Annotated in this window: 9 protein-coding genes; 4 read left to right on the top strand and 5 right to left on the bottom strand. The window is 73.6% G+C overall.

From position 1 onward, the window contains the following. Positions 1 to 113: 113 nt before the first annotated feature. The 4 genes from abc-f to ACFXKG_RS31510 form a co-directional block, all read right to left on the bottom strand. Positions 114 to 1,805, bottom strand: coding sequence for a ribosomal protection-like ABC-F family protein (abc-f, locus tag ACFXKG_RS31525; RefSeq protein ID WP_384846297.1), 1,692 nt, complete (start codon positions 1,803 to 1,805; stop codon positions 114 to 116). A gap of 178 nt (positions 1,806 to 1,983) precedes the next feature. Further along, positions 1,984 to 3,216 (bottom strand): ParB/Srx family N-terminal domain-containing protein, encoded by a 1,233-nt coding sequence (locus ACFXKG_RS31520; RefSeq protein ID WP_384846295.1) that lies wholly within the window; start codon positions 3,214 to 3,216, stop codon positions 1,984 to 1,986. Positions 3,217 to 3,366: 150 nt separating this feature from the next. Next, entirely contained in the window at positions 3,367 to 4,911 is a 1,545-nt protein-coding gene (locus ACFXKG_RS31515; protein ID WP_384846293.1) for a hypothetical protein, read from the bottom strand. Then, positions 4,908 to 5,720, bottom strand: coding sequence for an ABC transporter ATP-binding protein (locus ACFXKG_RS31510; protein WP_384846291.1), 813 nt, complete (start codon positions 5,718 to 5,720; stop codon positions 4,908 to 4,910). The genes ACFXKG_RS31515 and ACFXKG_RS31510 overlap by 4 nt, the downstream gene beginning before the upstream one ends. Before the next feature lie 228 nt (positions 5,721 to 5,948). Here ACFXKG_RS31510 and ACFXKG_RS31505 point away from each other — a divergent pair, with 228 nt between their 5' ends. From ACFXKG_RS31505 to ACFXKG_RS31490, 4 genes are all read left to right on the top strand, one after another. Beyond that, positions 5,949 to 6,281, top strand: a complete 333-nt coding sequence (locus ACFXKG_RS31505) for a trypco2 family protein (RefSeq protein WP_384846289.1) — start codon at positions 5,949 to 5,951, stop codon at positions 6,279 to 6,281. Positions 6,282 to 6,288: 7 nt separating this feature from the next. After that, complete coding sequence (locus ACFXKG_RS31500) at positions 6,289 to 10,575, top strand: trypsin-like peptidase domain-containing protein (RefSeq protein ID WP_384846288.1); 4,287 nt, start codon at positions 6,289 to 6,291, stop codon at positions 10,573 to 10,575. Beyond that, a complete protein-coding gene (locus tag ACFXKG_RS31495) occupies positions 10,572 to 11,057 on the top strand; it encodes a helix-turn-helix domain-containing protein (RefSeq protein WP_384846286.1) in 486 nt (161 codons plus the stop codon). The genes ACFXKG_RS31500 and ACFXKG_RS31495 overlap by 4 nt, the downstream gene beginning before the upstream one ends. A gap of 76 nt (positions 11,058 to 11,133) precedes the next feature. Then, complete coding sequence (locus tag ACFXKG_RS31490) at positions 11,134 to 11,676, top strand: helix-turn-helix domain-containing protein (protein ID WP_384846284.1); 543 nt, start codon at positions 11,134 to 11,136, stop codon at positions 11,674 to 11,676. Positions 11,677 to 11,694: 18 nt separating this feature from the next. Here ACFXKG_RS31490 and ACFXKG_RS31485 read toward each other — a convergent pair whose 3' ends face one another. Next, positions 11,695 to 12,300 carry a ClpP family protease gene (locus ACFXKG_RS31485; RefSeq protein ID WP_382890482.1) on the bottom strand — a complete coding sequence of 202 codons (606 nt, stop codon included), beginning with the start codon at positions 12,298 to 12,300 and terminating at the stop codon, positions 11,695 to 11,697. Position 12,301 lies beyond the last annotated feature (1 nt).

Below are 12,301 nucleotides of genomic sequence, written 5' to 3'. Positions count from 1 at the left end.
CCACCACGTCGGCCCCACGAGGCTCGGCCCCCACGTCGGCCCCACGAGGCTCGGCCCCCACGAGGTCGGCCCTCACGACGATCCGGTGGTGATCGTCGTGGGGGCCGGTGCCGTCAGACCCGGGACCGTGGCGGGAGTTCCGGTTCCCGGTCCGCCTCCGGAACTACCCGCCCGGCGCGCAGTTCCAGCCGTGCCCCCTCGAACGCGCGGCGGAAGCGCCGGTCGTGCGAGACCACCACGACCGCGCCCGGGTAGCCCCGCAGCGCCTCCTCCAACTCCTCGACCAGGCTGAGCGCGATGTGGTTCGTCGGCTCGTCCAGGACGATCAGATCGGCCGGGCGGGCGGCCAGCCTGGCCAGTTCCAGCCTGCGGCGCTGGCCGACCGAGAGCGCGCCCACCGGCACCGCCAGGTCCTCCCGCCGGAACAGACCGAGGGCGAGGAGTTCGTCCGCGTGCTCCTCCGGCGGCCCCGGGCGGCCCGCAGCGTACGCGTGCAGCAGCGGGCGCCGGGACGGTACGGCGGGCAGCTCCTGCGGGAGGTAGCCGATCCGGGCGGGACCGCCGGGCGGGCCCGTGACCGTACCGCTGTCCGGGCGCAGATCGCCCGCCAGCAGCCGGAGCAGGGTCGTCTTGCCGGCGCCGTTGGGCCCGGTGACGAGGAGGCGGTCGCCCGCCTTCACGCTCAGGGTCGCCACCCGGAGCCGGTCACCGACCACCACATCGTCGAGTCCGGCCACCGGGCCCGGGACCGTGGCGTCGTCGGGAGACGTGCCCTCCACCGGCGCGGCGCGCAGCGTGGCCGTGAGGCGCAGGGGCTCCGGCGGTGCCGGCACCGGGGCGCGGCGCAGCCGCCCCAGCCGCTCGCGCGCCGCCCTGACCTGCCCGGACAGCTTCGCCTCGTGCGAGCGGCGGTGCTTGCCGAACCCCTCGCGCGGGTCCCGGCCCGTGCCCGAGAGCCGCCGGCCGGCCGCCTCGACCAGTTCCTCCGCGCGGGCCACCTCGGCCAGCCACTCCAGATGGTCCTGCTCCCGGCGGCGCCGCGCCGCGGCCTTCGCGGTCCGGTAGCCGGTCCAGCCGTCGCCGTACCGGGTCACCGTCCTGGTGTCCCGGTCGACCTCCAGGATCGTCGTCGCGATCCGCTCCAGGAACGCCCGGTCGTGGGTGACGGCGAGGACCGTCCCCCGGTGCGCCCGGAGCTGCTCCTCCAGCCAGGTGGTGGCCTGGAGGTCGAGATGGTTGGTGGGCTCGTCGAGCAGCAGCAGTTCGGGCGCCGAGGCCAGGACGCACGCCAGCGCCAGCCGGGACCGCTCCCCGCCGGAGAGGACGCCGAGCGGCCGGTCCCGGGTGAGGTGCCCGAGGCCGAGGACGCCGAGCGCCGCGTCGACCCGGGCACCGGCCCGGTAGCCGTCCCGTTCCTCGTACGCGGTCAACAGGTCGCCGTACGAGGCCAGTTGGGCCTCGTCCGCCGACCCGAGGGACGCCTCGGCCGCCGCGATCCGGCGCTCCAGCTCGCGGAGCCCGGCGAGGGCCGCGTCGACGGCGTCCTGGACGGTGCACGCCGGGTCGAGATCGAGGGTCTGGGCGAGATGGCCGACGCCGCCGGGGAACACGACGGTGATCTCGCCGCTGTCCGGCCGCTCGGCCCCGGCGAGCAGTCGCAGGAGCGTCGACTTGCCGGAGCCGTTCTCGCCGATGACACCGGCCTTCTCGCCGGGGCGTACGGTCAGCGAGACCTGGTCGAGAACCGACCGGTCGCCGTACGCCTTGGACATGTCTTTGATCGCCAATTGGGCGCGTTCGCGCATGCTTCTTCCTGGTGTGTCATGCCCGGCCGCTCACGGCGCCGCTCGGCGGCGGCACGGCTCGGTGAGCGGTGCCGGGCGGGACTGATGTCGGACCTGCGGTGCGGCAGGTCCGGATCACAGGAAGAAGTAGTGCTTGAACATGGCGTCCAGGGTAGCCGGGACGCGTGGCGCGCCCCAGTTATTTGTTGTGGCCGGGCTTCCCGGGCTGTCCCGGCTTGGTCGGCTGCCCCGGCTTGCCGGGCTTGATGGGGAGGTGGCCGCGGTAGTCCAGCGCGTACGCCAGCTTGCCGGGCTTCGCGTCGGTGATCGGCGCGCTCAGCTTCCCGAACTCACCGCCGGTCGGCTTCTTGCCGTCGTTCCACTCCGCCATCCGCCCCAGCTCGTCGGCGGTGCGGCCGTCGGAGATCACGGTGTCGCCCGGCGTCCCCGACATCGTCTCGGACGCGCTGCGCACCGCGGCGAGGTACGACGTGGGCGAGGTCAGGTCGTACGAGCCGAGGTCGACCCGGTCGCGCAGCCAGGTGCCCCACAGGAACTCCAGGTACTCGGCGGCGTCGGCGGGCGCCTGGTAGCCGATGTCCCGCGTGAAGTAGACGAGGCTGCGGTACCGGTCGTCGTGGAAGCGGGCCAGGCCGAGCCGCTGCGGCAGCTGGGCCGTGGTGATCGGGCGGTTGTTCTCGTCGCGCAGCCACACCCACTTCTTGTCCTCCATCGTCCGCCAGAACGCGGAGGTGCTCAGACCGCTCAGGTTGGCGGTGACGCGCAGCCGGATGTGCATCTTCGGGCCGCCGTCGGCCGTCTCCAGGAACGACGTGAGGGTGTGGTGCCCGTCGGTCAGGTACAGCGCGCCGCCGGGGCCGACGACGACCGTCTTCATCGCCGCGCGGGTCTCGTCCGTCTCCTTGCCGACCGCGACGGTGCAGGTGAAGCTCGACGGCTTGGTGAGGGTGGCGCCGGCCGGTACCGCCGCCGCCTCCTCCTGGCCGTTGGTCTCGCACCAGTCGTCGAAGCGCTTGTTGAAGTCGCCGTTCTGCTCGTCCTTGGTGCTGCTGTAGCGGCCGAGCTTGTAGTAGATCTGGTCGAAGCCGACGGAGGGCTGCGTGGGACGGAGCTGGTCCAGCGTCACGTCGAGGAGATCGCCGGTCCGCGCGCACTTCGCCTTCGCCACCGCGCCGGAGGGCCTGGCGCCATGCTTGATGTCGCACTTCGAGGCTGCGGTGGGGTAGTTGACGGTCGCGGTGGACGCGGCGGCCGCCGGGGCGCCGCCCGCCACCGCGCTGCCCAGTGCCAGCGCGGCGGCCGTCAGCCCGGCCGCCGTACCGCGCGTCTGCTTCCGTGTCTTCCGTCGGGGCGAGGTACGCGGCGCGGGCGTACGGTCCGAGGCGGGTCCGGGTCCGGGTATGCCGGGCATGCGGTCTCCACAGGTCGGTGGGGCGGGGCAGGGCGGGGGGCGCGCACATCCACTCATTCCTCCCCGTCCCGGCCGGTGGCATCCGCGCGACGGGGGAGTGGCCGCCGGGTGAACGTCAGCGGCGCCCTTCCCGCCCCGGACGCGGTCCGCTCACCGGGCGCCACCACTTGCACCACTTGCACCACTCGCACCACTTGCACCACTCGCGCCGCCCGTACCTTCTGTGCCGTCCGTCAGTACCTTCAACAGGTCACGCTCGCCCGCGCGCACCCTGCCGTCGTCGTCGCAGGACAGCGTCGCGTTCCGCAGCGCCACGATCCGCTCGCGCTGTTCACCGGCGGGCAGCGCGCGTAGCGCCTCCCAGGCAGGGCGCGCCAGCACACCGGCGTCCTCGCGCAGGTAGGCCAGGCCCGGCAGCGGCTTCAGCTCCCCGGTGAACCAGGCGGCGGCCACCGTGCGCGCCGCCCACTCCCGTACGGCCCGCTCCTCGTCGTACGCCCGCTCCTGTTCCTCCGTGATCAGGTCCGCGTGAGGGTCGAGGCAGGGCGCCGTTCCGGCACCGGCCAGCAGCGCGCGGGTGGTCTCCTCCGGCGTGGCCCCGTCCAGGCGCCGCGCCTCGAAGTCGACGGGCAGGACCGCCGGGTCACGCCGCACCGGTGTGCCGGGCGGCCACGGTGTGACCTCTTCGCGTACAGAAGTCGGCGCGCCCGGCAGCCGGGACAGCAGCCGCAGCGCCTCCTCGGCGGGGGCGCGGAGCCCGGCGAGCCGGGACTCGTGCAGCCGGGTGACGCAGACGCGGCCCTCGCAGACCGGCTCCGTCACCGAGGCGTCGTTGAGGTACGTGTCGTTCGCGTCCCCCGGCAGCACCGGCAGCGCGACCGCCGCGCCCAGCACCGCCGGCGCCAGCGCGAACAGCCGGGCCCGGACCCGTACGCCACGGCGGGCCCGCCGCCCCGCCCCGGCCAGCAGCAGGAATCCGGTGGCCGCGACACCGAGCAGCCACAGCGCCTGCCCCGCGCTCGCCTGCCAGGCGACGGTGAGGAAGCCGCTGCGCGGGCCCGGCAGCGCGGGCGCGAGCAGCATGACCTGCTGCGGCGCCGGCTCCAGCAGGACGTAACCGCTGAGCACGGTCGAGAGCAGCAGGGCCACCACGCCCAGCGCGGGCGGGGTGAGCGCGGAAGGCAGCGCCTTGCCGATCCCCATGCCGAGCCAGCCCCCGGCGACCAGTGCCAGCGCCCCGACCACCGGGATCGGCAGCCAGCCGGCGTGCGGGTAGCCGCTGTTGGCGAGGACCTGGACCGCGCCGGAGAGGAAGACCAGCAGGTAGGCGGCGGTCAGGGTGAGCGCGAGGGCCGTCGCCGTACCGGCGGCGCGGTGCCACGTCGGGCGCGAGGTGGCCGTGAGGAGTTCGGACGTACCGGAGCGGTGGTCCCGCAGCCCCTGCACCGCCCCGGCGACCACGGCTCCGGGCCACAGGAACACCAGGAGCATCCGCTGCCACCACGCGGCGGCCGTGTAGCCCGCGGTCCACCGCTCGTCGCCGTGCACCCAGGGGCCGGTGAGGAGATGGAGGAAGAGGAGCGAGCTGACGAGCATCAGAGCACCCGCGAACAGGGCGCCGGAACGCCGGAGTTCGATGCGCAGGATCCGTACGGACCGCGTACCGGCGGAGGAAGGGGGACGGGAGGAGGTCACCAGACACCGCCCGTTCCCCGCCCCGGGCGGGTCAGGAGCGCCGTGTAACCGCGCTCGATCGGGCTGTCGCCCGCGTGCTCCGCGCCGCCCGCGCCCGCGAGTTCGTCCGGGGTGCCGCGGAAGACCAGCCGCCCGTCCGCCATGAGCACCACGTCCGTACAGGCCACGGCGACGTCCTCCACCAGGTGGGTCGAGACGACGACACAGCTCTCCTCGCCGATCCGGACCAGCAGGTCACGGAAGCGCAGCCGCTGCGCCGGGTCGAGCCCGACGGTCGGCTCGTCGAGGAGCAGGACCGCCGGATCGTTGACGATCGCCTGCGCGATGCCCACGCGGCGCACCATCCCGCCGGACAGGCTCTTCATCCGGTGGTCGGCCCGGTCGGTGAGGCCCACGCGTTCGACGGCGCGCTGCACCGCCCCGGGGATGTCCCGGGCGGGAACCTCCTTGAGCCATGCCATGTACTCGACGAACTCACGGACGGTGAAGCGCTTGTAGTACCCGAACTCCTGCGGCAGATAGCCGATCCGGCGCCGCAGCTCGCGCCGCCGGCCCTGGTCGGTGGCGGGCGCGCCGAGCAGTTCGAGGACGCCGGCGGCGGGGCGCAGAACGGTGGCGAGCGCGCGGATGAGCGTGGTCTTGCCCGCTCCGTTGGGCCCGAGGAGCCCGTGCACGCCGGTGCCCAGCTCCAGATCGAGCCCGTCGACGGCGGTCTTCCGCCCACCGGCACGTACTTCCAACGCCTCTGCTCTGATCTCCCAGGCATAGCCCCTGGGCGCCACTTCCGCGGCGGTCACGGCACGGGTCATGGACGATCCTCCCTACCTCTCCACGTTGCTGGTGTCGGTGCTGGTGCTGGTGCTGGTGTCGGTGCCGGTGTTGCCTCTGGTGTCCTCCTGCGTGGTCCCACACCGGCCAGACGCGCGGACAGGGCGCCGGGGATTTCCTTTCCGTGTGCGGTCCGTCACACCGGGGTGGGAACGGGGTGTGCCGAGGGCTTGTAGCATTCCGGCACGACAGCCGCACGGGCGCGGCAGGTGACGAAGTCGGGGGACGACGTGGTCGAACTGTCGGAGCTGATCCGCGAGTTGCGGCAGGAGCTGAACACCGCGATGGCGGACGGCCGGGACGACGCGGTCCGGTTCGAGCTGGGCCCGGTGGAGATCGAGGCGACCGTGGCGGTGGAGCGCGACGCCTCCGCCAACGGCAAGGTCCGCTTCTGGGTCGTCGAGGCGGGCGCCAACGGTTCGTACGCACACGCGCAGACGCAGCGGATCACCCTCACCCTCCAGCCGAAACTGGCCTCACCCGACGGAACGACCGACCGCCCCGTCCTGATCGCGGGCGACGAGGCCGACGGGGAGCGCTGAGCGCGCAGTGGGACGGGCGGGGCGCGAGACCGACGGTGCCGGGCTTCGGGCCGACCGCGCCGCCGAGATCATCGTCACCCTCCCCGACGGTGGCTGCCGGGGCTCGGGTTACCTGGTCGCGGCGGGCCGGCTGCTGACCGCGGCGCATGTCGTGGCGGGCGGGACGGAGATCCGGGTGCGGTTCGACGCCGACCGCCCGGGCGAGCGTACGGTCCGGGCCACGGTGGCCTGGTCGGACACGGGGATCGACGTGGCGGTCCTGGCCGTACCCGCACCGGACGCCACCGCTTCCGACACGCCCGTGGAGCCCGCGGAGCCCGTGGGCTTCGCTCGGGTCGGCGAGTCCGACGCCGTGCTGCGGTGCAGCGCGATCGGCTTCCCGCGCTTCAAGCTCCGTGCCGACGGGGACGGTTCGCGCTACCGCGACTCCGAGCACATCCACGCGACCTGCGCCGTGCTTTCCAACCGCCGCGAGGGCACCCTGGACCTGGCCGCCACTCCGCCCAACTCCCCTGCGGACGCGGCGCATTCGCCTTGGGAAGGAATGTCGGGCGCCCCCGTGTTCAGCGGCGGCCGGATCGTCGGCGTCGTGGCCCACCACCACCCCGGCGACGGCGCGGGCCGCCTCGCCGCACGGCGTGTGGACCGCTGGGCGGAAGAGCTGACCCCGAGGGCGCTCCGGGGGCTGGAGGAGGCGCTGGGCTGCGGCAGTCTGGCCCCCGCCGACCTGCCCGATGTGGTGCCCCCGTCCGGACTCGACCTGATCGAGGAGGCGTTCCGGGCCCAGCTGGAGGACATCGCCCCCGCCGAGTTCCTCGGCCGGGGCCGCGAACTCCGGGACCTCACCGAATTCTGCGGCGGCCCCGAGCCCTACCGGTGGCTCCAGGCGCCTCCCTGGGCCGGGAAGACCGCCCTGGCGGCCTGGTTCGCGCTGCATCCGCCGCGCGGGGTGGTGCCCGTGTGGTTCTTCATCACCGCGCGCTTCGCCAGCCAGAGCGACAGCGCCGCGTACGCCGAGGCGGTGACCGACCAACTCGCCGCGATCGCGGGCCGCGAGCCCGCCGGCCACCGCTCCGCGATCGCCCGCGAGGGGGAGCGGAAGCTGCTGCTGAAGGAGGCGGCGGAGCGGGTCGCGCGGGACGGCGGCACGCTGCTGCTCGTCGTGGACGGCCTGGACGAGGACCAGTCCCTCGTCCCCGGCGGTGGCGCGGGCCCGAGCATCGCCTCGCTCCTGCCCCAGCGGCTGCCGCCCGACGTCCGGGTGCTGGTGACCAGCAGACCGGGCCCCGGTGTCCCGCCCGACGTCCCGAGCGGCCATCCGCTCCGGAGCTGCCGGGTCGTCCCGCTGCGTACGGCGGAGGCCGCCCGGCACACCCGGTACGAGGCCACGTACGACCTCTCCCGGGCGCTGTCCGGGGACGATCTGGGCAGAGAACTCGTCGGACTGCTGGCGGCGGCGCGCGGCAGCCTCACCCTCCAGGACCTGTGCGACCTCACCGGCGCCCACCGGATGGCGGTCCGGGAGCGGCTGGGCAGCGCGTTCGGCCGCATTCTGCGGATGCGGGGGCAGAGCGGCGGCAGCGGTGGCAGCGGTGGCCCGTCGGGCAGGTCGTACAGCGAGAGCCGTGGCTACCTCTTCGCCCACGACACCCTGCTCGTCACGGCCCTGGAGGAACTGGGCCCGGAGGCAGACCCGTACCGCGAACGCCTGCACACCTGGGCCGCGCGGTACGCGGCGCGTGGCTGGCCGCCGGACACCCCGTCGTACCTCCTCCAGGCGTACGGGCGCATGGTGACCGCGCTCGGTGACCTCACCCGGGCGACAACCCTGGCCACGGACGTCCGGCGCGGCGACCGCCTGCGCGAGGTGACGGGGAGCGACGCGGCGGGCCTTGCGGAGATCGAGGCGGTACGGGAGGCGGTACTGGCGGCGGGTTCCGACGATCCCGGCAGCTCCGATGATCTCTCTTCCCTGGCCGCGCTCACGGCAGCGGGCGCCCTGCTGGCCCGCCGCAACCGGACGCTGCCGCCGGGGATCCCGGTGGCGCTGGCACGGCTGGGGCAGACGCGGCGCGCGTTGGGTATGGCGCGCAGTGTGTTCCGGCCGGTGGACCGGGCACGGGCGCTGGCGGGGGTCGCGCGCGTCCTCGCGGAGCGGGGGGACGATCAGGTGGAGGCCGCCGCGACGGAGGTGATGCAAGTGGCGATGTGGCTGGCGATGAATGACAGGAATTGGTCGGCCGTACTCAAAGCGGACGTGACAGCTGCCGCGGTGGCCGTGGCTACGACGGGGCGGACGAGCATGGCGCTCGGTATGGCTGAGTTCATTCACGTGGGAGTGGCCCCGACGTTGGCGGCGTTGCCGCTGGTGGAGGTGGCAATCGCCGAGAGCAGGCGGGACCCCGACCGAGCGTCCGGACTGCTGTGTGAGGCGGAGGAGTCAGTACACGGGAGGGTCGGCGCCGAGAAGATAAGGGTGATGGCGGCTGTGGCGAAGGGGTACGCGGTCGTCGATCCGCGCCGTCAGGACCACCTTCACGACCGGATCACACGGGCCGCCGAGGACGCCGACACCCGCGGTCTGGCAGCCGCCGCCAGTGCCCTGCACGACGCCCGTCCGGAAGAGGCGGTCCGGCTCGCACGGCGGGCGGCACGATCCCTGAGGGGGGAGCTGCGCGATCTGGAGCCGTCCGTACGGTCCTTCCAACTCGTCGATGATGTGGTTGTCGCGTTGGCGGACACCGGCGCGGTCGACGAAGCACAGGAACTCCTTGAGTCCGCTGCCACGCTGTTGACGGATGCCCCGAGGGTGTGGACGGCCATCGCGCTGGGCCGGGCCCGTGAGGGGCGGGCCGCCGAGGCGTGGGCCGCGCTGAAGGCCGGAAAGAGGGACAGTGCAGGGCTGGGCGTGACCTGGACCCTGCCCAAGGTGGCCGCGGTGTTCGCGGCGACGGGCCGTACCGCTGAGCTGGAGGCGGCCGTACTCGCGGATCTGTGCAGGCCCCCGTGGCTGGCCGCCGAGACGCTCTCGGCGCTGGCAGGGTGCGTCGCGGCCGACGATGCGGAGTACGGGGCACGGCTGGTGGCGGAGGCGGAGCGTACGGTGGCCGCGCTCGGCCGTGAGACGCACGACCGGGACAGCGACGAGTCCGTCGCCGTTCTGGCGAGGACGCTGGCGGCCGTCGGCCGGTTCGACGAGGCCGAGTCCCTGATCGGGCGGATCGGTACGGACGCGGTACGTTTCTGGGCGCTCGCGGCGCTGTCGGTGGAACATTCGACGGCCGGGGCGGCGGGCGCGTCGGGTCGCGATGAGGCGCTGCGGCTGGCACAGGCGGCGGCGGACGGAGCGGCGGGTATCAAGGACTGGCTGGACCACGCGCGCGCCATGATCGTGGCTGCCCAGGCGCTGGGGTACGCCGGTGCCGACGACCGTGCTCGCGCCGTGGCCGAGGCCATCCGGGACGGGCGGTCCGGCAGCGTCCATGCGGGAGTTTTCGAGGACGCGGATGCCAGGAACCTGGCGCTCATCGCCGTAGCCGCCACACTGCGGGAGCGCGCACCCACCCGGGCCGTGGACTTCACGGCCGACCTGTGGCAGCGCGCGCTGTCCCGCGATTCCCGGATCTACGGCTGGGTCTTCACAACATTCGCGTGCCTGCTCGTGGCCGCGGGCCACGACGGCACGGGGCGCACGGACCTCCTCGCGGACACCGTGCGCCGCCTCGTCAGCTTCACGGAGGAGGCTCGGGTTCTGCGGGCGCTGCTGGATTCGAGGTCCGATCCGGAGAGCGCCCGAGAGCAGCTGCCGGGTCCGACGGTAGAGGGACTGAGGGGCGCCGTGGCCCTGGCCAACATGGCCCGGGGCGACGACGGAAAGGCCGTCGAAGTGCTGGACAGCGCCCGCGTCCGGACGGGCGCGGACTACGCGTCGCTCGCCTCGTACGCAGCCGGGCTGGGAGGCGACGCACTGATCCTCCATGTATCAGGACCGGCCCACGACTTCAGGCACGCGATCCGCCAACTGTGCGGTCTCGTAGCACCCCGTGAAGACACCGCAGAAAACCGCGCAGGCGCCCTCGCCCTCCTGCGCCAGGCCCTGACAGCCGAGGACTGGCACCACGCCCTGCCCGTCCTCGCCTTACTGGAACCGGATGCCGTGCTCCGCGTACGGGACGTGGTGATGGCGCACCTCGGAATGCCGCGCCCCGGAGACCCGCACGCCCCGCCCATTTCGCCGGGGGCGGAACCCGGCCCCCTGGCGGCCGGGCGCCGGACACCTACGCTGGGGGAGTGACCAGCCACGCGCCGAACCGAGCCCGCGTCGTACCCCTGCGCCCGCGTACGGCGGAGGCGGCCCCGGAGTCCGGGCAGCAGCCCAGGCAGAAGTCCGGGCAGCAGCCCGAGAAGCAGCCGAGGGAACCACTCTGGCGGCATCTCGTCGGGGACGTCCTGCGCCGCGAGCGGCTGGCGCAGGAGCGCACGCTGAAGGACGTGGCGGAGGCGGCCCGTATCTCCATGCCGTACCTCTCCGAGCTGGAGCGCGGCCGCAAGGAGGCGTCGTCCGAGGTCCTGGCCGCCGCCGCCGGGGCCCTCGGACTCGGGCTGGCCGATCTGCTCGCGCTCTCCCACGGCGAACTCGTCCGCCTGGACCGGGCACGGACCCGCCAGGACCGCCGCCCCGCGAAGGTCACCGGCGACGGTACGGTGACGGCGCTGGGCGGGCGGGGCAGGCAGGGGACCTGGTCGCGGCCGGGTGACGTACGCCTGGCGGCCTGACCAACGCGAAGCAAAAGCCGCGTCTACCACCGGTAACGGCGGCCGGGAACATCACCCGTTGCGAGACCATGAAGCCATGTCAACGGCGAACCTGCTCCTCCACCCGGTCCGGATGCGCATCCTGCAGACCCTGCTCGGCACCGGCGACCTGACCACGGCGCAGTTGCGTGTCCAACTGCCCGACATCGCGCCCGCGACCATGTACCGGCACATCGCCACGCTCACCCGGGCCGGAGTGCTGGAAGTGGTGGGCGAGCGGCGGGTACGCGGCGCCGTGGAGCGCAGCTACCGGGTGCACAGGGAGAACGCCGTCGTCGGCGAGGAGGCGCGCCGGGCGATGACGCCGACGGACCACCGACAGGCCTTCGCCGCGTTCTCGGGAGCCCTGCTGGCGGACTTCGACCGCTACCTCGCCCGCGACGACGCCGATCCCGCCACCGACGGCGTCGCCTACCGGCAGGGCGCGGTGTGGCTCACCGCCGAGGAGTTCGCCGAGCTGATCACGGACATCGAGGCACTGGTCGTCGCGCGCTCCGGCAACGCCCCGGACGCCGGCCGCACCCGTCACCTCCTGAGCCTCGCCGTCGTACCGGACGCCCCCGGAGAGCCGCCCGCGTAACCCCTCCTTCGGCCGCGATCAGCGAACGCGCACCCTCCTCCTGCTCAGCACTTCGTCGGCGAGCCCGTACGCCACCGCCTCGTGCGGGGTGAAGACCCGGTCGCGGTCCATGTCCGCACGCAGGGTCGCCACGTCGTGGCGCGTGTGCCGGGAGAGGATCTCCTCGACCTCGGAGCGGATCCGTACCATCTCCTTGGCCTGGAGGCTGAGGTCCGAGACCGTCCCCTGATGACCGCCGCTCGCGGGCTGTCCCAGCAGCACCCGCGCGTGTTCGAGCACATGGCGCCGCCCGGGATCGCCGCCCGCCAGCAGCACGGCGGCGGTCGAGGCCGCCTGGCCGACACAGAAGGTCGAGATCGGCGACCCGATGAACGTCATCGTGTCGTAGATGGCCATGAGTGAAGTGAACGATCCACCGGGGGAGTTGAGATACAGCGAGATCTCGGTCTCCGGACTGGCGGACTCCAGGTGGAGCAGTTGGGCGATGACGACGTTGGCCACGCCGTCGTCGATCTCGGTGCCGAGGAAGATGATCCGTTCCGAGAGGAGCCGGCTGTAGATGTCGTACGCGCGCTCGCCCTGCGCGGTGCGCTCGACGACGGTCGGGATCGTGTACTGGCCCATG

Origin of the sequence: Streptomyces sp. NPDC059255, from assembly GCF_042752355.1 — a bacterium.
Taxonomy (GTDB): domain Bacteria; phylum Actinomycetota; class Actinomycetes; order Streptomycetales; family Streptomycetaceae; genus Streptomyces.
Note: the sequence above shows the minus strand (reverse complement) of the source record. Positions and strands in the feature narration are given on the sequence as shown.

What these genes read in the sequence shown, in the direction of transcription:
- abc-f (WP_384846297.1), bottom strand. Translation starts at nt 1,805, where the DNA reads ATGCGCGAACGCGCCCAATTGGCGATCAAAGACATGTCCAAGGCGTAC.
- ACFXKG_RS31520 (WP_384846295.1), bottom strand. Translation starts at nt 3,216, where the DNA reads ATGCCCGGCATACCCGGACCCGGACCCGCCTCGGACCGTACGCCCGCG.
- ACFXKG_RS31510 (WP_384846291.1), bottom strand. Translation starts at nt 5,720, where the DNA reads ATGACCCGTGCCGTGACCGCCGCGGAAGTGGCGCCCAGGGGCTATGCC.
- ACFXKG_RS31490 (WP_384846284.1), top strand. Translation starts at nt 11,134, where the DNA reads ATGTCAACGGCGAACCTGCTCCTCCACCCGGTCCGGATGCGCATCCTG.
- ACFXKG_RS31485 (WP_382890482.1), bottom strand. Translation starts at nt 12,300, where the DNA reads ATGGGCCAGTACACGATCCCGACCGTCGTCGAGCGCACCGCGCAGGGC.